Annotated in this window: 27 protein-coding genes and 1 tRNA gene; 9 read left to right on the top strand and 19 right to left on the bottom strand. The window is 47.4% G+C overall.

What is annotated here, in order from left to right; all coding sequences use genetic code 11:
- From RMO52_RS01510 to RMO52_RS01495, 4 genes are all read left to right on the top strand, one after another.
- Positions 1 to 344 (top strand): helix-turn-helix domain-containing protein (locus tag RMO52_RS01510; protein WP_309742614.1); only part of this gene is annotated, 344 nt, incomplete at its 5' end.
- A gap of 253 nt (positions 345 to 597) precedes the next feature.
- Complete coding sequence (locus tag RMO52_RS01505; protein ID WP_310410309.1) at positions 598 to 1,482, top strand: AraC family transcriptional regulator; 885 nt, start codon at positions 598 to 600, stop codon at positions 1,480 to 1,482.
- 21 nt (positions 1,483 to 1,503) lie between these two features.
- The gene (locus tag RMO52_RS01500) at positions 1,504 to 1,875 is read left to right on the top strand and encodes a GIY-YIG nuclease family protein (RefSeq protein ID WP_310410307.1); all 372 of its coding nucleotides are present in this window, start codon (positions 1,504 to 1,506) and stop codon (positions 1,873 to 1,875) included.
- 4 nt (positions 1,876 to 1,879) lie between these two features.
- A complete protein-coding gene (locus tag RMO52_RS01495) occupies positions 1,880 to 2,086 on the top strand; it encodes a hypothetical protein (protein ID WP_309741515.1) in 207 nt (68 codons plus the stop codon).
- Positions 2,087 to 2,134: 48 nt separating this feature from the next.
- Here RMO52_RS01495 and RMO52_RS01490 read toward each other — a convergent pair whose 3' ends face one another.
- From RMO52_RS01490 to RMO52_RS01465, 6 genes are all read right to left on the bottom strand, one after another.
- Positions 2,135 to 3,148 (bottom strand): chlorophyllase/cutinase-like alpha/beta fold protein, encoded by a 1,014-nt coding sequence (locus tag RMO52_RS01490; protein ID WP_309741516.1) that lies wholly within the window; start codon positions 3,146 to 3,148, stop codon positions 2,135 to 2,137.
- 166 nt (positions 3,149 to 3,314) lie between these two features.
- A complete protein-coding gene (locus RMO52_RS01485; protein WP_310410304.1) occupies positions 3,315 to 4,052 on the bottom strand; it encodes an ATP-binding cassette domain-containing protein in 738 nt (245 codons plus the stop codon).
- Between the two features lie 109 nt (positions 4,053 to 4,161).
- Positions 4,162 to 5,004: a diaminopimelate epimerase gene (gene dapF / locus RMO52_RS01480; protein WP_309741518.1), complete on the bottom strand. Its 843-nt coding sequence runs from the start codon at positions 5,002 to 5,004 to the stop codon at positions 4,162 to 4,164.
- A gap of 264 nt (positions 5,005 to 5,268) precedes the next feature.
- Positions 5,269 to 5,436 (bottom strand): PCP reductase family protein, encoded by a 168-nt coding sequence (locus RMO52_RS01475; RefSeq protein WP_310410302.1) that lies wholly within the window; start codon positions 5,434 to 5,436, stop codon positions 5,269 to 5,271.
- 94 nt (positions 5,437 to 5,530) lie between these two features.
- Positions 5,531 to 5,749 carry a hypothetical protein gene (locus tag RMO52_RS01470; RefSeq protein WP_310410300.1) on the bottom strand — a complete coding sequence of 73 codons (219 nt, stop codon included), beginning with the start codon at positions 5,747 to 5,749 and terminating at the stop codon, positions 5,531 to 5,533.
- Between the two features lie 271 nt (positions 5,750 to 6,020).
- The gene (locus RMO52_RS01465) at positions 6,021 to 6,197 is read right to left on the bottom strand and encodes a hypothetical protein (protein ID WP_310410298.1); all 177 of its coding nucleotides are present in this window, start codon (positions 6,195 to 6,197) and stop codon (positions 6,021 to 6,023) included.
- Positions 6,198 to 6,426: 229 nt separating this feature from the next.
- Here RMO52_RS01465 and RMO52_RS01460 point away from each other — a divergent pair.
- Positions 6,427 to 6,511, top strand: a tRNA-Ser gene (locus RMO52_RS01460).
- Positions 6,512 to 6,591: 80 nt separating this feature from the next.
- Here RMO52_RS01460 and RMO52_RS01455 read toward each other — a convergent pair.
- The 4 genes from RMO52_RS01455 to RMO52_RS01440 form a co-directional block, all read right to left on the bottom strand.
- Positions 6,592 to 7,296, bottom strand: coding sequence for a helix-hairpin-helix domain-containing protein (locus RMO52_RS01455; protein WP_309743462.1), 705 nt, complete (start codon positions 7,294 to 7,296; stop codon positions 6,592 to 6,594).
- 41 nt (positions 7,297 to 7,337) lie between these two features.
- A complete protein-coding gene (locus RMO52_RS01450; RefSeq protein ID WP_310410296.1) occupies positions 7,338 to 7,709 on the bottom strand; it encodes an NINE protein in 372 nt (123 codons plus the stop codon).
- Between the two features lie 34 nt (positions 7,710 to 7,743).
- Entirely contained in the window at positions 7,744 to 7,953 is a 210-nt protein-coding gene (locus RMO52_RS01445) for a hypothetical protein (protein ID WP_309743457.1), read from the bottom strand.
- Between the two features lie 75 nt (positions 7,954 to 8,028).
- Positions 8,029 to 9,348 (bottom strand): DUF4335 domain-containing protein, encoded by a 1,320-nt coding sequence (locus RMO52_RS01440; protein ID WP_310410294.1) that lies wholly within the window; start codon positions 9,346 to 9,348, stop codon positions 8,029 to 8,031.
- Positions 9,349 to 9,395: 47 nt separating this feature from the next.
- On the opposite strand from RMO52_RS01440, the gene RMO52_RS01435 reads away from it, so the two are divergent.
- A complete protein-coding gene (locus RMO52_RS01435; protein ID WP_310410292.1) occupies positions 9,396 to 9,590 on the top strand; it encodes a hypothetical protein in 195 nt (64 codons plus the stop codon).
- A gap of 34 nt (positions 9,591 to 9,624) precedes the next feature.
- Here RMO52_RS01435 and RMO52_RS01430 read toward each other — a convergent pair whose 3' ends face one another.
- Positions 9,625 to 9,894: a YciI family protein gene (locus tag RMO52_RS01430; protein ID WP_309741608.1), complete on the bottom strand. Its 270-nt coding sequence runs from the start codon at positions 9,892 to 9,894 to the stop codon at positions 9,625 to 9,627.
- A 403-nt stretch (positions 9,895 to 10,297) separates the two neighbouring features.
- On the opposite strand from RMO52_RS01430, the gene RMO52_RS01425 reads away from it, so the two are divergent.
- Positions 10,298 to 11,245, top strand: a complete 948-nt coding sequence (locus RMO52_RS01425) for a class I SAM-dependent methyltransferase (protein ID WP_309741605.1) — start codon at positions 10,298 to 10,300, stop codon at positions 11,243 to 11,245.
- Between the two features lie 131 nt (positions 11,246 to 11,376).
- Here the strand turns inward: RMO52_RS01425 and RMO52_RS01420 are convergent, their stop codons facing one another.
- Positions 11,377 to 11,685: a hypothetical protein gene (locus RMO52_RS01420; RefSeq protein ID WP_310410290.1), complete on the bottom strand. Its 309-nt coding sequence runs from the start codon at positions 11,683 to 11,685 to the stop codon at positions 11,377 to 11,379.
- Between the two features lie 283 nt (positions 11,686 to 11,968).
- Between RMO52_RS01420 and RMO52_RS01415 the strand changes: the two genes are divergently transcribed.
- Entirely contained in the window at positions 11,969 to 12,436 is a 468-nt protein-coding gene (locus RMO52_RS01415) for a hypothetical protein (protein ID WP_309741603.1), read from the top strand.
- A 324-nt stretch (positions 12,437 to 12,760) separates the two neighbouring features.
- Here RMO52_RS01415 and RMO52_RS01410 read toward each other — a convergent pair whose 3' ends face one another.
- The 4 genes from RMO52_RS01410 to RMO52_RS01395 all read right to left on the bottom strand — a co-directional run bounded on the left by RMO52_RS01410 (position 12,761) and on the right by RMO52_RS01395 (position 16,158).
- Complete coding sequence (locus tag RMO52_RS01410) at positions 12,761 to 13,882, bottom strand: aldo/keto reductase (protein WP_309741601.1); 1,122 nt, start codon at positions 13,880 to 13,882, stop codon at positions 12,761 to 12,763.
- 161 nt (positions 13,883 to 14,043) lie between these two features.
- Entirely contained in the window at positions 14,044 to 14,697 is a 654-nt protein-coding gene (upp, locus tag RMO52_RS01405; RefSeq protein ID WP_309741599.1) for a uracil phosphoribosyltransferase, read from the bottom strand.
- A 173-nt stretch (positions 14,698 to 14,870) separates the two neighbouring features.
- Positions 14,871 to 15,710: a TlyA family RNA methyltransferase gene (locus RMO52_RS01400; RefSeq protein WP_310410288.1), complete on the bottom strand. Its 840-nt coding sequence runs from the start codon at positions 15,708 to 15,710 to the stop codon at positions 14,871 to 14,873.
- A gap of 49 nt (positions 15,711 to 15,759) precedes the next feature.
- Positions 15,760 to 16,158 (bottom strand): alr0857 family protein, encoded by a 399-nt coding sequence (locus RMO52_RS01395; protein WP_309741597.1) that lies wholly within the window; start codon positions 16,156 to 16,158, stop codon positions 15,760 to 15,762.
- 378 nt (positions 16,159 to 16,536) lie between these two features.
- Here RMO52_RS01395 and RMO52_RS01390 point away from each other — a divergent pair, with 378 nt between their 5' ends.
- On the top strand, positions 16,537 to 16,896 hold the full coding sequence (locus RMO52_RS01390) for a hypothetical protein (protein WP_309741596.1): 360 nt from the start codon (positions 16,537 to 16,539) through the stop codon (positions 16,894 to 16,896).
- A 321-nt stretch (positions 16,897 to 17,217) separates the two neighbouring features.
- On the opposite strand, the gene apcB is transcribed toward RMO52_RS01390, so the two are convergent.
- The 3 genes from apcB to RMO52_RS01375 all read right to left on the bottom strand — a co-directional run.
- Positions 17,218 to 17,727, bottom strand: a complete 510-nt coding sequence (gene apcB, locus RMO52_RS01385) for an allophycocyanin subunit beta (RefSeq protein ID WP_310410286.1) — start codon at positions 17,725 to 17,727, stop codon at positions 17,218 to 17,220.
- Between the two features lie 192 nt (positions 17,728 to 17,919).
- A complete protein-coding gene (locus RMO52_RS01380; protein ID WP_309738269.1) occupies positions 17,920 to 18,186 on the bottom strand; it encodes a hypothetical protein in 267 nt (88 codons plus the stop codon).
- Between the two features lie 205 nt (positions 18,187 to 18,391).
- Positions 18,392 to 19,390, bottom strand: a 999-nt coding sequence (locus RMO52_RS01375; protein WP_310410284.1) for an FAD-binding oxidoreductase, incomplete at its 5' end; no start/stop codon positions are given.

Genomic DNA, 19,390 nt, shown 5'->3' with positions numbered 1-19,390 from the left:
AGATGACAACAAAACAAGTAGATGGCAGAAGATTCGTCCAAACCACTTTGGGCATACTAGGTGGCAAATGGAAAATCTTGATTTTATGGAATATTCGCGAGCGACCTCAACGTTTGAGTGAGTTGAAACGGCTAATTCCAGCAATTAGTGAAAAGGTGCTGATTCAACAACTCCGCGATCTAGAAAAAGATGGGATCGTTCAGCGTCATGACTATGGGGAGATGCCACCCAAGGTAGATTATGCTTTTACGGAACATGGTAAAAGTCTGCAACCTGTTTTGAAGATGTTGTGCAAGTGGGGTGAAGAACATCTCAATCAAATGGACGCTGAAGGTAAAAAATAAGCAATTTAATAGATGTAGAATTGAGAGTTGATTTCAGATTATTCATATTGGTAATTTGGCGATTACTGTGAGTGGCAAATTCACAATAACCGATCGAATCTTTTAGTTCTTGTACATTCTTGGGGAAAATAGTCTATTCTTGTGTTGGCATAGCCTACGATCGATAATCGACTAAAATTTGTCCAATAAATTTACATCCTCGATCGGGCTATAATTATTTACTAGCAAGGATTATCGCAACAGTTACATTTCCATGACCAACAGTTCCCAACCTGTCCATCCGTCTGACTTTATCCCTGAAAGCTGGGTGATGGAAACAATGATAATCGGGAATGGTGGTTTAGTTATTCGGCATGAGTTCGATGAACCCAGTGAACTTGCTATACCTGCACTGACGCATCATCTAATTGGAGTCAATATCGGACAGCACAGCACTCGCCAAGTGACTCGTCTGGGTAAGCAGGAATATGATGGAATAAATCCAACAGGATCGTTATGGCTGGCAACAGCAGACAATACACCTGGTGAGTGGGCATGGGACACAACAGATGAAACAATTATGTTTCAGATCGATCCGCTCTACTTTCAGGAAATCGCCGCTGAAAATGGTTGTGCTAACTCAGAACGGTTAGAACTCAAGCCTGTAGTGTTCGACAGAAATCCTCAGTTTGAATCGATAGCTAGAAATTACCACGCCGAAATGCAACAGCAAGGCTTAGGCGGCAAACTCTACAGCGAATCATTGGGCAACCTCTTCATGCTAAATCTGCTCAGAACCTATTGCCAAGAGCGACCCCAACCACAGCAGGTAAATGGCGGACTGGGTGAAAAACGCCTCAAGCTGGTGCTGGCTTATATCGATGCTCATTTAGCCGAAAACATTGGCTTGCAAGACATGGCGGCAGTAGCAGGACTGGGACAGCATCAATTTTCCACGCTGTTCGGGCAATCTATGGGCATATCGCCCTATCGGTATGTTGTTAATCAGCGGATCGATCGAGCCAAGCGGCAACTTAGGCAAAATGATGCAGCAATTATCGATATTGCCCTAGCCTGTGGATTCGCCGACCAAAGCCATTTGACCAAGCATTTTCGCAAACTTGTCGGCATGACTCCCAGAGCCTTTCGGGCAGATTAAATTTATGAATTCCACACCAAGATGAATAACTCTGAGCTACAAATCCAAGCTCGAAAGATTCTGGATACTATTGCTTTCATACCCTTTGAACAGTGCCAACCTCTAACCCGTGGATTTGAAAGCATTCCCGCTCGTCCAGGCATATATGCAGTCAGACATAGAACCGACGGACTGCTCTATATTGGTAAAACCAAAAGTTTGCGAGGACGATTCAACGGTGGGCATAAAGCTTTTTTGTGGGCATGGCTCGATAAGTATCATGACGAAGACGTCAGGATTGCAGTACAAGCGATTGCATACTCAGGAAACCCCAAGCTACTATTAGAACTAGAAGCTATCATGCTCAGAGCAACCGAGCCACCATATAACGTTCAAATTCCAGCAGAGATGTAAATTTATGCAAGCTCAACTTCACGAACAACTCTCCCCCTCTGATGCTGAAGTCATTTTATTGCGATTACCCGAACGGATTCGCACGGCTTTAATCGATCGAGCTACTGAAATAGAATACCCGATCGAAGCAGTTGTTGAGATGGCGATCGCTAGTTTTCTAGACACCGAAGCTCTGGGTTTTGTTGATTGTAAACCAGGGCGCGGACAGTAAGTATTCGGCGACGATCGGGAACGTTGTTTGAACGAAACTTTCTTAAACCTATGGCTGAAGCTTAGGGGCGCGAGAAGTGTCTGTCGCAAGGGATTGCGCCAACGATTCAGCGGCAGTCGATCGGACTAAATTGAGTCCCAACAAGGGATTATTACTAGCTAAGTTAGTTGTCGGGGAAATGTTCTGGCGCGGCTGTGCCAAGGATTTAGCATAACCAGCATTGAGATAAACCTGAAATTCACGACGATCGGCTAAATGGGCTTGAAAAAAAGCTAAACTGAGAGCCTTGGTATAAACTTGGGCGCGGGCTGAATCTGGGCCGAGAAAACTATCAGCAACTGGGAAAATACTATCGCTCTTGGAGATATTTTGCGTAGAAAAATGCGTCCCTTTGAGCATGATTGCGAGATATTTATCCGGCGTTTGTAACCAGGTAAATGGATAAACTTGTTCCGGTACCGCAGGTGTGACGACATCATCGCTACCACCGATCGGGAATACGGGAATGCGAATTTGGCTCAAGCCTTGCTTGCCAAATAGAGTGCTACCGAGGGGATTGATGGCAAAGATCGCTTTAATTCGAGGATCTTGGAGGCGATAGGCTTGGGGTTTGAGTTCGTTCGCCCGACATTGGAGCAAGACAGAGAGATTTAGCGAACGATTGGGGTTGCAACTGCGCTTGACACACTCGAAATCGATCTGGGCACCTGCCAAAGCCAAAATCTTATAACCGCCGAGAGAATGCCCTGCTAGCCCCACCTGACGGAGATCGAGTTTTTGGAGGGTAGAATCGGCTTTTGCTCTGCGTTGCAACTCATCTAACCAGAACGAGACATCGCGCGGACGTTCGAGTAGTTCGGTAGCGTTGGGAGCGGGAGCCAGACTGGAAAAAGACTGCCGAAACCGATTTGCATCGCCGCCGACATGTTCGAGGGCGACGACAGCAAATCCGTGGGATGCTAGATGCTCGGCTAAATAAGCATAAGTGGTGCGATCTTCGGCGACACCGTGGGAAATAACGATAACAGGGATGGACTTGCCACTGGTTTGCGGTAGATACAAATCCCCTGGTACGCGCCGTTGACGCGAACGATCCAGCCATTGTCAAATAAATTTACACCCTCGATCGGGCTATAGCAGATTAACTTAACGTGAGGTCTAGTATTAAAAGCCATGAGGGTGGCGCGGAATATCTAGATTCTGGGCGAATACAATGCCACAGTGATATTTAGTCCCACTCACTTATAGATTGCTCCTCGGATATGCGAATTTGTTGCTGGAGATCGTGCCAATCGATCGCGCTAGTGGCTCTATCGATCGCGAGTTTTCCATCTTGTAAATACAGCAAGCGATCGCTAAATTTGGCGGCTAATTCTAATTGATGATTGATGACGATCGTGCCGACTTGTTGCGATCGCGTAATGTCATTTATCGTTCTTAATACACGTTCGGCAGTAGTAAAATCTAAATTTGCGATCGGTTCGTCAATTAGTAAAACTTGGGGTTGGGTAATGATGCCTCTGGCGATTGAGACAATTTGTTTTTGTCCGGTAGATAATTGTAATTCCGTCCGATCGAACCAGTCGCTGGGAATCTCCAACTGTTCGGTAATCGTGACGATGCGTTGTTTGATTTCTTCAGTCCCGATCGATTGCAATTGTAATGGATAAGCCAGCGCGTCGCGTACCTTCAGCCCCAATAACTTTGGCTCCTGAGCGACTAACATTACTCGCTGTCTCCAGGTCTTTGGCGTTATCGATCGGTAGTTTTCACCATTTAGTAATATCTGTCCGGCTGTTGGCTCGTTGAGGCGATTTATCAGCCGCATGAGCGTACTTTTACCCGCGCCTGTGATGCCAGTTAGCGTAATCGATTCCCCCGCAGTTAGACTCAAGGAGATATCGGTCAGCAGCGGGCGCGTAAAATTGACTGGAGTATAATCGATCGATTCGAGTTGGAGTAGCAAGCTAATTGTGAATAATGGGGTAAGATGTCTTCACTGCTAAGCTGGGTGAGATTTTCTAATATTTCGCGATCGGTTTCAATTGTGGTAATCATCATTATTCCCTCAAATTTTATCCTGCTGTCCCTGTAAATACTAACTCAGCAGGCCCAGTCATGTAGACGCGATTGTCATCAAGCGACCATTCAATATACAGACAGCCACCAGGTAATTCTACCGTACAATTGCGATCGGATTTACCTGTGAGGACTCCGGCTACTACCGTCGCACAAGCGCCCGTACCGCACGCAAGCGTGATTCCTGCGCCGCGTTCCCAGACGCGCATTCTCAGATAGTCGGGGCGGATAACTTGAACGAATTCAGTATTAGTGCGCTGGGGAAAAACAGGATGATGCTCGAATTTTGGCCCGATCTGTGCCAGGGCTATGGCATTGGCATCCTCCACAAAAGTCATACAGTGAGGGTTGCCCATACTCACACATGTAACCGTCCAAGCTGTACCATCGACTTCCACCGATTGGTTCACCACCTTATCATCTGGCGTCCCCAACGTAGTCGGAATTTCCGCAGCCAGCAATCGCGGTTCGCCCATATCGACACGTACTTCGCCCTCTGGCAAGATTTCTGGGGTAATTACACCCGCTAAGGTATGAATTTTATAAGTGGCGGCTAGATCTATTTTGCCTTCTAATTCGGCAATGAATTTTGCCATACATCGGATGCCGTTACCGCACATTTCTGGTTCCGAACCATCAGAATTAAAAATCCGCATCGTGTAATCGGTGCCATTTTGTCCGGGAAGCACAAAAATTACCCCATCACCACCGATGCCAAAATGTCGATCGCACCAGATAATTGCCTCATCTGAATCGAGAATCGGCGTCTCGCTGTGTCGATTGTCAATCAGGATAAAATCGTTACCTAATCCTTGATATTTGCTAAATGCGATCGACATGGGGTAGAGGGTAGAGGGTAGATGGGAGATGGGAGATGGGAGATGGGAGATGGGAGTCGCAGAGGCTAGTAGTAGGGTGGGCACTGCCCACCATCTATGTTTCAGGCATTACTGACTTTCAAAAATTATCGAGCTGACAACTAATTGGATCGACTTACTCGATCGAGGAGATTTAATTTTGATATCTGGCAAAAATCGTGAATGCCAACCTGACTCCCTAAAGCAGTTGGGTTGGCAGTAATATGAGTTCTATCTAGCGATCTATTACTGAAATTGTTGCTTGGCTAGCTCGTAAACATCGACAGTAATTTCACTTGTGCCGCGTTCTTGAGCAAATTTCTCGATCTTTTTCCGTGCTGCGGGACGCACGAAAAAAGGAATTTCTTTGAGTTGTGCCTCAGCTTCAGCCGTCCACGAAACAGGATTACTCACGGCGGTATCCAAATTTTAAACTAGAGGGTAGGGGTTCGCACGCTCTGAGAGAGTGCTATCGGGCAAGCATCGAGCGTCGTAAGTAGCTAGCCGCTTATAATGGCGGCTGACGCCGATCGAGATTCGGCAATGGCGCTCTATTGGCACTAGGCGGCAGATATAATTGCTTGGATTTGCGATCCGCAGCAGTTTCTGACTGCTGAATGCACCACCAGCGATAACCGAGTGCCATGCCAGAAGTTAGTAAACCGAGAATCAGCAGTGTGCCAATCTCATTTACGCCACCGAGGATCGCATCAACGGCGCCAACCATGATGAGAAAGCTAGATATTGGTTCTTTGCGGTATAGTCTTTTCAATACAGTTGGCAAGATCGCGTTCATTTATTAGGTGGTGAGACTAAGATTGGCGATCGGGCAGACTTGTTAAGAACTGTCGATCTCTAATCTTTATTCTACAATCTCAGTCTCTTGAATCGATCGGCTTTGGCTAAAGAATTAGTCAATACACCGAGTTATCTGTTAATTATTGTGCCCACCGCTCGATCGAAAATCACAAGCTGTGACGATCTTTGGTTGCCAAATCTTAGTTAATTCCCAATCCCATCCAGGCGAGAGGATTTTGTGCTGTAATATACTCAATCAATAATAACGCTGCAAAGCCAATCATCGCTGCTCGACCATTTAGCCGCTCGGCAAAGCGGTTGAATCCAAATCTAGTCACTACTAGTTTTGGTTGAACGGTAGGTTGTAGTTGTGCCATGATTCGATCGAATTGCGATTTGTAAAGTCTGTTAGTTTATATTCTACGGCTGTTTGGTACGATCCGCTAGCAGCGATCGCCACCGATTTTTGACGACACAGGCTAAGAACTACCCTCTCCCCTCTTTTACCTTTTACCCTTTACCTTTTACCCTCTCCCGATCTGTTGACAGTCGATCGCAGTCTGCGCTATGCTAGTCAAGCGTCAAAATCCGCACAAAACTTGTGTTGGAGAAGTGGCCGAGTGGTCGAAGGCGCAGCACTGGAAATGCTGTGTAGGGCAACTTACCGTGGGTTCGAATCCCACCTTCTCCGTAACTAGTAAAAAAGCCTCAGCCTATTCGGGTTGGGGCTTTTTTGAATTCTAGCGTCGCCAACTGCGATCGGGAAGTAGTCTAGATCAGATGTTTGTAAAGCGAGATCGGCACCCCAGTCCGCCGCTGGACTTCCACGAGCGATCGATAGGCACCACGCGATTGACGTTCGCTACAGATGGCTGTAGCACTAGCGCGATCGAGTCCCAGTTCGACTAATTCGGACATTGGGAGGACATTTAATCTTTGCCAGTCAGTAGGATTATCGGACTTTTCATAATAGTTAAACATGATCATCGGCTCGATCGCCGCACAGAACTTTTCAGGCACATCGGCAAGTTCGCTGAGTTCTTCAAGATGGGTAAACACGAACCCTTGAGACTTAATTAGTTCGATATTATTAGCATAGACAATCGGTAATCCCAAGACATGCACTAGATCGTCTTTCGAGCATTTATTGACATCGACGCAACCGCGAATACTGGCAATTAATGCTGCCGTCCGTCGATCGGATGGTAAAATCGTCCCCCGAGGCGCACTTTTAATCAGATAGGGATCTTTGATGCTCATCGCAATCCCAAATTGAATCGGCACAGCCAAATATACCAGCCAGGATTGACCTGCAAATGCGGCAAGTAAGACGATCGCACTTATGCCGCCACCTATTTGCATCCACTTGCCTGTCTTTGTCAAGTAACCAGCATAAGCGATCGGCACAGCGCCAAATACCGGACATAGCGACCACCAAATCCAATTAGGAATTCTTTTTAATGCGGCACTAGACATAATTTTTGTGATTAATTATTAATTATCAATTATTAATTATCTTAAATATCATCTAACATCTTCCGCCGCTTGACTTCATATTCCTCTGCTGTAATAATGCCATCTTCATACAACTTTTTCAGGTCGTACAGAGTCGAAGTAGCCTCTTGTCTCGATCGAGCAGATCCAATTGGATAACGCGAACTCTGTGCGAGTAAATTTGGGTCTTCAGCATAATTAAATCGCGCATCGAATTCCCGATCGGACATAAAGCACAATCCTAAGAACTCAAAAAAGGAAATCAACCCCGGGATAAAAGTCCAGCAGAAAACTAGATATAGTATCCCTAATACTGGATTACCCAAATAAAATTTATGTACTCCAAAATAGCCGCCAAAGAAACAAATTAAGATTGCTGCCGTACGATTCCTCATCAGTGATTTGCTCCGTAGATAAGACAATAATTGCCTATAGATGCTGACGATTTCTCGATTTTAGCCAACCCATGAGCAAATAGATCCCAACTGTGCCCAATTGTGCGGCAAGTAAGACTAAATAGACTGAAAAAAATTGGTTGAGATGGGCGCTAGATACCCAAGCAAACAAGCTCGTTCCCAGCAGTGTATAGGGTAATAACTGCCAAGTCGATCTAGCCAACGGTAGGGGACGTTTTGCCATATAACTTCTATTTTGTCAGTCCTGACTGAGGCTGTCAACGGCAAAATGTACAATCTAATTACACTCTAACGCACCTTATTTGGGTACAACGATAATTTTGCCATCAGGCTGAAATGTAACTTTATATTGAGCAAGTGGTTCTTGGGAAATTGCTGCTTGAGGATTGAATTTGGCTAATTTTGGCAGCGGTGTTTTGGTTTCATTTTCATAAGCGCGGCGATCGTCGGGGGCATAATCAGCAATATCACCAGTAGCAGTGACGGCAACCCGATAGTTGAGATTTTGAGAATCGATCGGTTTGGTGCTAGTTAGGGACTGCTGAAGTTTCGATTTGAGTTGGGTGGCTAGGGTTGTCTGCAATTTGGTGTCGCTAATTGGTTTGCCTAAATCCGCACCTGCAACGGGAGTGGTTGCTGCGATCTCGATTGTCCCTGTCGGATTGAATACGACGTTAAAATTACCGATCGCTTGATTGGGATTGGGATTTTTGATGGCGAGTTTGGGTAGCGGCGTGAGTTCGGACTGGGCGGGATTTGTCGTCCCGACAGGCTGATAACCGACGATCTGACCGTCCTGATTGACGTTGACTTGAAAACTAGCAGGTTGCGGCGATCGATCTCGCTGCTGCCAATCCTGACGGAGATCCCGCTGCAATTTCCGCTCTAGGAAGCCGAGTTGAGTCGCGCTAGTGAGAGTGCCAGTTTTGCTCGGTACGGCACTACTGGGTGCTGGCGTGGTAGTTGCTGCGGGTTGGGGAATAGCTGCGGGTGGCTTCGGAGTGGCGGGGGCGGTGGTTGTCGTCGGGAGGGGTGCCTGGGGAGCAGGGACTTTTGGTGAGGGTAGAGCATAGCCGATCAGACTCGCTGCCACCAAACTAGCTACTCCTAAGCCGATGGGGACAGCCTGTGTCGCGATCGGCTGGGCGATGGCTTTGCGAATCGGCTGGAGCGGAATCACGATCTCTGGTAAAGTTCTTCTGTCTGCCAGAAATTGATCGATCGCTTCGAGCAGATCGAATAGTTGCACTGTGGTTAAATTTACCCGTGTCGGCTGCGCCACGGCGGTAGCATCAGGATCCAGCGTTGCTTGGAGCTGATGGATATTGTCGCGATCGCCTTTAACTAGCGAAACTAGGCTGTGAGCTGGCTCTGACAAAGGGTGGGAGATCCCGCTTAAAAATTCTTGGGCATAGTTACTGACTGTTGTCACCAAACTAGTCAGAAAATCCCGTCCGCCAACTAGGGGCTGTTCGCAGCCGACAAAGTGGCATTCAGCATTAAACAAACTAGACATAATGGGGCGCGGATCGGTAATCCCAGTGGTGGAGCTGCCATCACTCAACCCGTCTAAAACGAGGGTACAGTTTGGCAAACTATACTGACGGCGAATAGTCATGGTGATGCTGTTGGGTAAAATTTAAGATCTGTAATCCGATTATATCAATGGAGGGTGGCGCGATTACCTACAGCGTTCGCGAAGCGTCGGCTCTGCCGAAACGCGGCTACGCTAATGCGGTTAAGCAGGTTCGAGAGGGGGAATGCGATCTGAGTGGAGTGTCGATTTTGACATCCGCCCCAAAATCGACACCGATTATTTTAGAGTACCCATTGCTACTGGCGATCTTTCCTGCTAATTAGTTCGAGCGAATATTTGCCAAAATGTTCCCCAGCTTCAAATGGCTTGAATCCACTCTTTGACTTGATATTCCGTCCAAATTCCATTTACCCAGTAAGGATCGGCTTCGATGAGCTGGCAGACTTGCTGGGCATCAGTCGCTTCGTAGATGCCAAAAACTTTGGTGAGGTCTTGCGTTGGGCCGATCGTCACGAGGATGCCATCGGCCTTTTGCTGTGCTAGTCCCGCTAAATGTGCCGATCGATAGGGGGCGCGTTTATTGACAACATCTTCACAATAACTACCCCACAGCACATATTTAGTCATAACTTTTCTCATAGCAATCGACAGCCATTATAGCCCGATCTCCCCGATCGACCAGCTTGTTTGAGAATATTTCACCTCAGTGGCGATCGCCATAGCAATCGGGATGCCCCAGCAGTTTAGTCAATGAAAATCGCTGCCGAGCTAAGCAGATCGAATTTATCCGTCCATCGACCAGACCGTGACTACGAGCGCAATTTATGGCTAATAGGTAACAATTAAATATATATTCTTAGAGTATAATCTTGTTAGTAGTATGAGTCTATACAATGACTAGTAACGAGTATAGCTTCGTTCAACTTACACTTTCCTGCCTATTTTAGGCATCTACCAATGTCAATCAAATACCCCGTAGCATTAGTTTCCGCGCACAGATTATCTATAATATTCCAGAGAAATTTAGCTAATGTTAACCACTGCCGCGACGATATCCCCATATCTGGCTCCCAATATTCAGATCGATCGACTGATACAGCCTAGCCAGCCGCATTCGCGATCGATAGTCGATCGAGCGGCACCGATCCCGAGCTGTGAAATTCCGCATTGGAGTCCCGGTATGCTTGCCAATGCCAGCTTCTTTGGCGACCCAGAATTTGGATTGAAGTATTTTAAACTAGAAAATAGCAGTCAAGAATTTGCCAAACGCTGGCAAGCTGCTGTTGGCAATTGGGATGACAAAATTGTCATCGATATCGGCTGCGGCCCTGGTAATGTGTTCGCCGCCGTTGGTGGTTCGCCTCGGACGATCTTGGGGATTGACATTAGTCATGGTGCGCTGCAACATGCGCGGCAGATTGGTTACACGCCGCTACTCGCCGATGCTCACGATCTCCCCTTGATTGAAGGTTGCGCGGATATCGTCACTCTCAATGCCGTATTACATCATTGCGATGATATGGCGCAGGTTTTGGCGCAAGCGGCACGGCTAGTGCGTCCGGGGGGTTTGTTGATTACCGATGAAGACCCCTTGTGCAATACATCTACTTATCAAGGGTTGCCATTGCTCGTCGTCGAAGCTAGAAAAAGATTTCCGATGTATTGGTTGCCAGGGAGAGCAGATGTCTATAAATCTCCGCACGAGATCGCTTGGCGATTGGCAACTGAGATTCACAATGCTCAGCCAGGGGATGGGGTGACACCTGCACTCTATCACGATACCCTCGCGCCATTGGGCTTTACGATCGAGCTGTATCCCCATTATCATAACGTTGGCGATGAGTTGTTTCGCGGCGAGCCAGGTAAATTAGGCTTCAAAGATCGGCTGATTGAGTTTTTAGCTGGCGCTGATGCCCCGCCACCAGCACAATCGATCGCCTGTATCGCTCGAAAAGCGCTGACAGACAGTCGAAATTAGCATTTTCAATCTAGCTCATCGATCCGAAAAATTAGCAGCTCTCGATCGCCAGATCGAGAGCTGCCACAGGATTAATACCTAAATTAACGCTAAGTTCTGGCTACCGAGATTGCCAGCATCGGCGAGCTAATTTAACTCTCTTCTGTCGCTGCTGCGTCTCCAGCATCAGCGGCTGTTTCTGTCTCTTCATCCGTTTCTGATGCTGCCTTGATGACTGGGGGCTTAGCTTTGCTGGGTTTTGGCCCTCTCATCAGTGCGAGATTTTCAGGTGCTTTGGTTTCGTCTCGTTTGTTGGAGTCTCTTCTACTACTACCTTTGTCCCCACCGCGACTCTCACGCTCGCTACTCTTTTTCTTCGGAGCTTCGGAAGCTTTGGGGTTGCCGTCACTCTCAACAGGTGGATTTTGACGATCGGCTTTCTTGATTGGACGGTCTACCATTGTTTGGTTTTGAATTATTACTTGTATTTTAACTGGTGAGGGGGCGATCTCTACGACTCGTCCGCACCAACTTAGCTGTCTTGTCTTGACCGAAATCGCGCTGAGGTTCCCTCAACGTGCGTTTCGGTCGCTGATTCGCCAAACCCTCGGGGAACCCGAGGAGCGCGAATCGCTGCCATCTACTTTACAATACTTCCCACATTCGCGATCTGCGATCTCGGTCTTTTACATTACTTTGCACAAATGTTGATTTATCGGTGCTGGTTCCGTATACTAAGTCCCCATGCACGATCGACTAGAAAGAATCGAATCAATTAAGGCTGGCAGTCTTGGGGGAATTGCCGCAGGTATCTTCGATGGGATAACGATGCTTGTGGATCGATCTCTGTGGTTGAGCCACCCAAAATCGTTGCTAAGCCTGGGTGTGGAAGTGGCGATCGCGATCGTCAGCGGTTTCCTATTTGGCGTTACTTACCGTTATATCATCCGTACCGATCGCAACCATCATCTCAATTCTGGTGCGGTGTTAGCTTTTGGGCTGGTACGCGGTTTGGCGCATATTGATGTGGACGCGTTTAGTTTGTCACAAGTTTGGATCGATGGTTTATCAGTAGGTGAGAGTGTGGTGATGTTTGCGATCGCTCGATATACTCTAGACTATGCTTTGGCTGCGAGTTGGGTTCTATCATTTACACAACAAAGTCAATCAGAGTCGCTCGATATCGGTTCGGCTGCATCAACACTTCGATAAGTTACACACTTAGTTACAGTTGGGAAGAATATCTAGGTAAAATCTTAGATTGAGTTTGGTGTTGTTTTATCCAACCTACCATGCCCATATTTAACGGATCGGCGCGGTCGTCTGAAACAGTCGAAACACAAAATTTTCGCGGCTATTTCATCCGATCGGATGATGATGCGTTACACGCTATAATAGCTGCGTCTGTGTAAATGTTTTTTGTGCTGGTCGTCAACAAAATGTTCATTTAAGAACATTTTGAAAAAAGTTGAAATCTGCCGATCGAAGGGGTTTTCATGGCTCGATTGTGGCAAGAAAATGATAAATCTCGTGAGTTTATTCCCACAATCTTCTGCCCTGACGAGTATGCAGTTTTTCGTGAGCATCGGCTAACAATTCGGGAATATTTAATTCCTGCGGACAACGTGGTAGACAATCGCCACATTCGTTACAATGATTGGCTTTCATTCCGGGAAACCAATGTCCGGCATTTTCAAACATCTGGTAGCGGTATCGTCCATAATCGGTCATTTCATAAGCAACCGCCAGGTTTCGCAGTCTCAGTACTTCGGGGATATTAATCTGGGCGGGACAAGGTAAGCAGGCGTGACATTGACTGCATAGATCGGTGTTGAGACTGGTTTGTAATTGCTGCGCCAATCGATCGATAATTTCCTGTTCTATTACTGTAAGTGGATAGTGGGCATCGGCGAGATCGAGGGCGGGATAGAGTTCGTCAGGATTAGCAGCGCCGAGGCTGAGGGTGGTAATTCGATCGTCGGCTAATAGCCAGCGATAATTAAATGCTAAAGGTGTCAATGGTTGGCATAATTCTACTAGCTGCGGCGGTGGTGTGTAGAGTTTGCCACCTTTGTCCGCAGGGGAAATGATAAATATCCCCATGTCATATTTATTCGCTAACTCGATCGCAGGTGCTAATCGTTGGTAAAAATAATAATAATGCAGGTTGATAAATTCAAACAATTGTGTCTCTATCGCGGCTAAAATCAGCTCTAAGCTACCGTGAGTCGAAAAACCGAGGTGTTTGACCTTACCACACTCGATCGCGTCGCTAATCGCTGCATAACAGCCATTTTTCACCCAGTCTAAATGTTCGGCTGTATTAATCCCATGAATTCCTACGCAGTCGATATAATCTACTTGCAACCGCTCTAGTGATTCATCGATCCACTGTGCCATTAAGGCTCGATCGGCTGTCGGCGGTAATTTGGTTGTAATATGCAGTTGCGATCGATCTACTGGTAATCGATCGAGTGCTAGTCCCAAGTACCGCTCGCTTTGTCCGTAGCCTCTGGCTGTCTCTAAATGGTTGACCCCCATTTCGATCGCTTTTCGCACGGTACGATAAGCGATCTCAGGATCGGCTAAGCACCGCATCGTCCCGAGGGAGAATGCGGAAAGGGAAAGGTTAGTTTTGCCAAAACGACGATAGTGCAATTAGGTGTTAGGTATTGGGCTTTAGGCTTTAGGGATCGGATTTGGGTTTTAGGTTTTAGGACTGAGGGGTCGGACTTTAAACAGGACGTGGCTCATTCTGTTACTTGTTGTGCCAACAAGGATTTTCCCTAACACCTAATACCTAAAGCCTAACACCTTCCCTACGTTCCAAAAGCGCGATCGCCAACATCACCCAAGCCGGGGACGATAAAACCGGATTCATTGACATGTTCATCAATCATCGCGGCATAAATACTCATCGTCGGATAAGTTTCGCTGAGTTTTTGGAGAGCTGGGGGTGCGGCGATAATCGCAATAATCCGCACGTAAGCTGGATCGATCCCTCTTTTAACTAATTCTGTCATCGCTTGCATTATCGTCCCCCCAGTTGCCAGCATCGGCTCGGCGATGATAATCCGCGTGTCTGGATCGAAGCTATCGGGTAATTTATTCAGATAGCAACTGGGCAACAATGTCTGTTCGTCGCGCACTAGTCCCAGATGATAAATCGCCGACTCCAGAGGTAAGACTGACTGAATCCCCTCAACTAATGTCAATCCCGCTCGTAAAATGGGTACGATCGCCAGTTTAGTCTGCGGATGGACGAATGTTGCCGTGGTTTCCGCCATCGGTGTCGGAATCTGAAGCTCGATCGTCGGGAGCCATTCCCGAATCGCTTCATACGCCAACCATTTCCCCAATTCTGCCAAGGTTTGGCGCATGATTTTGGGCGATGTCTCGACATTCCGCGCCATCCCCAACCAATGTTTGATTAATGGATGTGGGGGGACATATACACGCAGTTGGATTGCCATAGTTCAGTTGGGAGATGGGGGATGGGAGTTGGGAGGTGGGATGAGGATTGGGGGACGAGGAGACGGGGGGATGAGGAGACGGGGGGACGAGGAGACTGGGAGACGGGGGACTGTTCTATATTCTATTAGCTCTACCCTCTACCCTCTCCCAACTCCCATCTCCAAACTCCCATCTACCCTCTACCCAACGCTTCGCGAGCAGATACAGTCAACAAATCGATCGCAGCTAAATCTGGTGGCGTTATGAGTTCATCACCATTTGTATTTAACCACAATAAATACTCAATATTCCCGGCGGGGCCGACGAGTGGCGACCAGGTTAAACCGCGATAATCCCAGCCTAACTCTTGTGCTGCTGCTAATACCCCCCAAATTGCCTTGGCTTGCGCTGCTAAATCTCGCACTACTCCATTTTTCCCGATCGCCTCTTTACCTACCTCAAATTGTGGTTTAACTAGCAATACGAGTTCTTTTGGTGGTGCTAGCAACAGTTTTAATGCGGGTAATATTTTTACCAGGGAGATAAATGATACGTCAACTACCCCCAGATCTGGTAGGATGGCTGAATATGCACCATCCACTCCGCCATATAGTTCGGTCGGAGCCAGATGGCGAATATTCGTCCGTTCGCGCAGAACAACACGATCGTCAGTCCGCAGTTTCCAGTCTACTTGACCGTAGCCGACATCGATCCCGTATACTTGCCTTGCGCCAGCTTGCAATAGACAATCAGTGAAACCGCCTGTTGAAATGCCTGCATCCAAGCAGATCCGATCGCGTGTGGCGATCGAAAATACGTCCAATGCTTTGGCTAATTTTTCACCACCACGGGAGACAAATCGCGCTCTGGCTTTGACTTCAACTGTGGCTGTCACTAAGATTGCCGTGCCTGATTTATCTACGACTTCACCATTGACGCGCACTTCTCCAGCCTGAATCCAGCGTTGTGCTAACTGGCGAGATGCACATAAATTCCGTTCTACCAGTAATAAATCTAGACGTTGTTTTTTCAATTTTGCCAATACCGGAATAATATATCGATCGTGGAGATCGATATCATACTTACCCGATCGCCCGATCGCTAGTCACCGAGTGGTTATGGGCACTGTCCCATAGTTGCCACAGATATGATTCTACTCGATCTGGTAATTGGGTGACGAAGATCCCTTCGGCACTATCTAAGTCTGTTGCCAGCCAATAGCCTGGTAACTCGATTTCAACTCGATCGAGATCGCATCGATCGACACTCACACCTTGCACGCCCTCGCGATCCAGGTATGAATTAAGTGCCGTGGCTTCGCAAACCAGCGATGGCAATAAAAAAGTGGCTTTTTCGGCGCTAGTCAGGGTTTTCTGACCGATGCTAGTGTCGAATATCAATCGTTGCTCGATCCATTCTTCGAGATCGGAAGTCAGCAGTTCTAGATGTAGAGATGTTTCTGTGTAAATCAACTTCAACATAGTTTTTTCTGAAATTTGATGAAATCCGAGCGCTGGCTCATCGTTGTAGCTTAATGAAAGATTGTGAGGAAATTGTGAGGATCGATGGCGATCGCAAGAGTTCTCGCCATCGTCATCCGCGAGCTAAATTGAGTCGATGGCGTTCTGCACCCCGCTGTTGGTAACTTCGCGAGCGCTCCAATCCTAAATCGATCGCTACTGACAAATCCTACTAACAGTACTTTTGCGGTCGATTCCGTAACTGTTAATTTACAAAAGCGCACAAATGTACCGTATTACGGAATAATTATAAATAGAGTAGATGTTTGCAATTTAACGCGAATAATACTACGCTAAATACACCACCCTGTTTATACCAAGTTCTCGGAGCAACTGAAAATGCACACATTAAAGCGCACACCCACCACTGAGATGGAGGTGACTAGCATTCGTCTAGAGCGCGAACTAAAAGAACGCCTGAAAGAAATTTCTGGACATCAAGGCTATCAAGCTCTAATTCGTGAGGTTCTGTGGAAATACGTTCAGCAGAAATCTGGCGACTACCGCCACCGATTTACTTCTGAAGATATCCGCGCTACCGTTGCTGCAACTGCAAACGCTGAGGAGCGCTGTGGGATCACTGGCAAAATTATCAATCCTAACGAGCAAATGTTATTAGGTCTGACTAGTACTTGCGATCTGATTCCCCTTTCACTGGACAGTCTCACTGCTGTAACTCCAGAGCCAGCAGCAGCGTAATAGCCTAAACAGCTAATTAACCTTGCTCTCGCGTATGTGGCAGTTTGAACGATTATAATTGCGATGAGCGAACCTCACCGCAATTTACCAGAAAAGCAAAAGCTAGCCCTGCTATTTAAAATAGCAGGGCTAGCTTTTGTCTTGACCCAAACGCTTAGCACGAGGGAACCGTCTAGCGACACGTCTTCGCCTACGGCGCGATTTGGGTCGCTAAACCGTCGGGAAACAAAGGCTCAGCTTAGCATCCCTTTCAATAAGTCTTGCTTATCACCATAACTGCTGGAGAGCCGAGTGCATCAGCACCACTAGTATCGACGCAACTTAGATGTCGCGTTCGCTAATTTCACGAGTCATATGGTCGAACGGCGCATCAACGCAACTAGTATCGAGCATCCCAGTTAATGCCAGCCGATCTTTAACTAGATCCTTCATGATTTGGATGCTCCGCACGGTAGGTGCAATCGGAGTACCCAGGGAGTTATAAGTCTCTCGCAAGCCTTGGAGTACCCGCTCGTCTAAAACATTCGTGTCTCCAGCAACGATCGCATAGCTAGCGTAGCGGAGATAATAATCCATATCCCGCAGACAAGCAGCATAGCGTCTTGTCGTATAAGCATTGCCACCCGGACGGATCAACTCGGGCAATTCACCAAATAATTGCAAGCTGGCTTGTTTGACGATCGCCGCTGCATTGGCATTAATAACCCCAGCAGCACTAATTCTCGCAGCACCAGTATCAAAATAGGATTTTAAGCTATCGATGGCATTACGGTCTAAATAACGACCCGTAATATCGTATGTTTTAATGAGATTTGTTACAGCATCCCGCATGAGATCGTCCCAACAATAATATTCTTTTATCGATTTATCAGTATCGCAGAAAATCGGCGTCGTGTGCGATACTCACGTTACAATTCGCAATTGTCGAGCGTGGGGATCGCACAACATAGCGCCGCTTCAAGAGATCGATCGCGTCTGAAACCAATCTAGATAACTTGGGGCTGAAAAATTTCTGAAAGTCAATTAGCGTCGCACTAATACTCTCGCTGGGACGATTGTCGATTTTGCCCAAGGATTGAGCCAGTTAAATCCAGTCCCAGGCTGCGATATTAAGGTGAGTTCTTCAGGGTAACGTGGCTGGGGATCGCTAGCTAGGACGATTGGCGGTACCATCATCGGGTCGTAAGCAATTACAGTATCAATGACGCTAGGGCTGTGTTTGAGAGCAACTTTTTGCCCAGGACGATAGGTTGCCATTTCTTGTGCTTGGCTCCAAGTTGCTTGTGTCATTACCACGATCCCCATTATGCTACCGATTAACTTTACTTATATTATGATATTGAAATTATCTAATGAAAACTACTATTTGGTTAGATACGATACTTTTTTTTAATATTTAAGCTGAAACAGGCCAAAGCAGTTCGATCGAGCTTGGGCGGTGCGTTATCCCGTCAGGGTAACGCACCCTACTTTGACTAGAACTACCATCTACCCTCTACCCTCTACCCTCTTTGCCATATTTGAGATAGAAGTAATTTTGGAAAACTTCATGGGGGTCGTAGTGACGTTTGAGCTGAAAAAACCGCTCGGCGCGAGGATACGCCCGCTGAAACTGGGCGGGGGTGGCATGAAGACGATAGGGTAGATAATATGTTCCGCCGACTGAGATCGCCGCCTCAATCAGCTCGCTAGTGAGAGCTTGCATTTGAGCTTCATCAGCCGGGAGGCGTTGTTGATTGAAGAGCATCACTAACCCAAACATTTCGCGATCGGCATAACGCAAGAAAGCATCGCGATCTGGGCGCACATTCCGCACGGTGACATTGAGCAAATCGACTTGGTGCTGGGGAAAAATCTGGCGGCATTTTTCTAAAAATAGAGGTAATGACGCTGGAGGGATAAAATATTCATGCAGGATATCCGTCTGAGCTTGCTGGTGATTTGCAAATAACGTGGCGGGACGATTGAGAATTTGATTGCGAGACACATCCGTCCCTGCTTCCCCGCCGCTGGCTTTTTCTAATTGCCAGCGCAATTGTTTCCCGTAGTCGCTCCCCACGCTACCGCGCACGACTAGCCGTGCCAGTCCTGGTGCTGGCGTGGCACTTAGAGCGGGAGGAACCGCCGCAACTCGATGATAGGTCGTCACGATCGCCTCTTGCAAAAAACTCTCGGGTGCAACCGACAATCGCCCATAAGCCATCCCCACATCCGCGCTCACCTGTTGCCGATACGTCTGCACGTAATCTTGACTGGCGATCGTTACCCGACGAGCTGAATACATTTGATTGGGTACTACCCGCAGATTCACATCCAGCACGATCCCAAATAAACCGTAGCCACCGAGCACGAGTGAAAATAGCTGGGGATTTTCTTGTCGGGAACAGCGTACCACCCGCCCATCAGCTAACATCAGCCGGAAACTCTCCACCGTACTGGCAAAAGGGGGGCGATCTGATTGCCACCCATGCGCGTTAGCACTCATCGTACCGCC

The sequence above is a fragment of the Chamaesiphon sp. OTE_8_metabat_110 genome (genome assembly GCF_031382685.1).
GTDB lineage: Bacteria > Cyanobacteriota > Cyanobacteriia > Cyanobacteriales > Chamaesiphonaceae > Chamaesiphon.
This window is presented reverse-complemented; position numbering and strand designations above follow the sequence as displayed.

Excerpts from the sequence above, each read along its gene's own strand:
- RMO52_RS01450 (WP_310410296.1), bottom strand. The coding sequence starts at position 7,709 with ATGAGGAATCGTACGGCAGCAATCTTAATTTGTTTCTTTGGCGGCTAT.
- RMO52_RS01505 (WP_310410309.1), top strand. The coding sequence starts at position 598 with ATGACCAACAGTTCCCAACCTGTCCATCCGTCTGACTTTATCCCTGAA.
- RMO52_RS01420 (WP_310410290.1), bottom strand. The coding sequence starts at position 11,685 with ATGGTAGACCGTCCAATCAAGAAAGCCGATCGTCAAAATCCACCTGTT.
- RMO52_RS01470 (WP_310410300.1), bottom strand. The coding sequence starts at position 5,749 with ATGGTTGGCGCCGTTGATGCGATCCTCGGTGGCGTAAATGAGATTGGC.
- RMO52_RS01445 (WP_309743457.1), bottom strand. The coding sequence starts at position 7,953 with ATGGCAAAACGTCCCCTACCGTTGGCTAGATCGACTTGGCAGTTATTA.
- RMO52_RS01415 (WP_309741603.1), top strand. The coding sequence starts at position 11,969 with ATGCACGATCGACTAGAAAGAATCGAATCAATTAAGGCTGGCAGTCTT.
- RMO52_RS01390 (WP_309741596.1), top strand. The coding sequence starts at position 16,537 with ATGCACACATTAAAGCGCACACCCACCACTGAGATGGAGGTGACTAGC.
- RMO52_RS01455 (WP_309743462.1), bottom strand. The coding sequence starts at position 7,296 with ATGTCTAGTGCCGCATTAAAAAGAATTCCTAATTGGATTTGGTGGTCG.
- RMO52_RS01380 (WP_309738269.1), bottom strand. The coding sequence starts at position 18,186 with ATGACACAAGCAACTTGGAGCCAAGCACAAGAAATGGCAACCTATCGT.
- RMO52_RS01440 (WP_310410294.1), bottom strand. The coding sequence starts at position 9,348 with ATGACTATTCGCCGTCAGTATAGTTTGCCAAACTGTACCCTCGTTTTA.
- upp (WP_309741599.1), bottom strand. The coding sequence starts at position 14,697 with ATGGCAATCCAACTGCGTGTATATGTCCCCCCACATCCATTAATCAAA.
- RMO52_RS01435 (WP_310410292.1), top strand. The coding sequence starts at position 9,396 with ATGGAGGGTGGCGCGATTACCTACAGCGTTCGCGAAGCGTCGGCTCTG.
- RMO52_RS01395 (WP_309741597.1), bottom strand. The coding sequence starts at position 16,158 with ATGTTGAAGTTGATTTACACAGAAACATCTCTACATCTAGAACTGCTG.
- RMO52_RS01495 (WP_309741515.1), top strand. The coding sequence starts at position 1,880 with ATGCAAGCTCAACTTCACGAACAACTCTCCCCCTCTGATGCTGAAGTC.
- dapF (WP_309741518.1), bottom strand. The coding sequence starts at position 5,004 with ATGTCGATCGCATTTAGCAAATATCAAGGATTAGGTAACGATTTTATC.
- RMO52_RS01430 (WP_309741608.1), bottom strand. The coding sequence starts at position 9,894 with ATGACTAAATATGTGCTGTGGGGTAGTTATTGTGAAGATGTTGTCAAT.
- apcB (WP_310410286.1), bottom strand. The coding sequence starts at position 17,727 with ATGCGGGATGCTGTAACAAATCTCATTAAAACATACGATATTACGGGT.
- RMO52_RS01465 (WP_310410298.1), bottom strand. The coding sequence starts at position 6,197 with ATGGCACAACTACAACCTACCGTTCAACCAAAACTAGTAGTGACTAGA.
- RMO52_RS01425 (WP_309741605.1), top strand. The coding sequence starts at position 10,298 with ATGTTAACCACTGCCGCGACGATATCCCCATATCTGGCTCCCAATATT.
- RMO52_RS01500 (WP_310410307.1), top strand. The coding sequence starts at position 1,504 with ATGAATAACTCTGAGCTACAAATCCAAGCTCGAAAGATTCTGGATACT.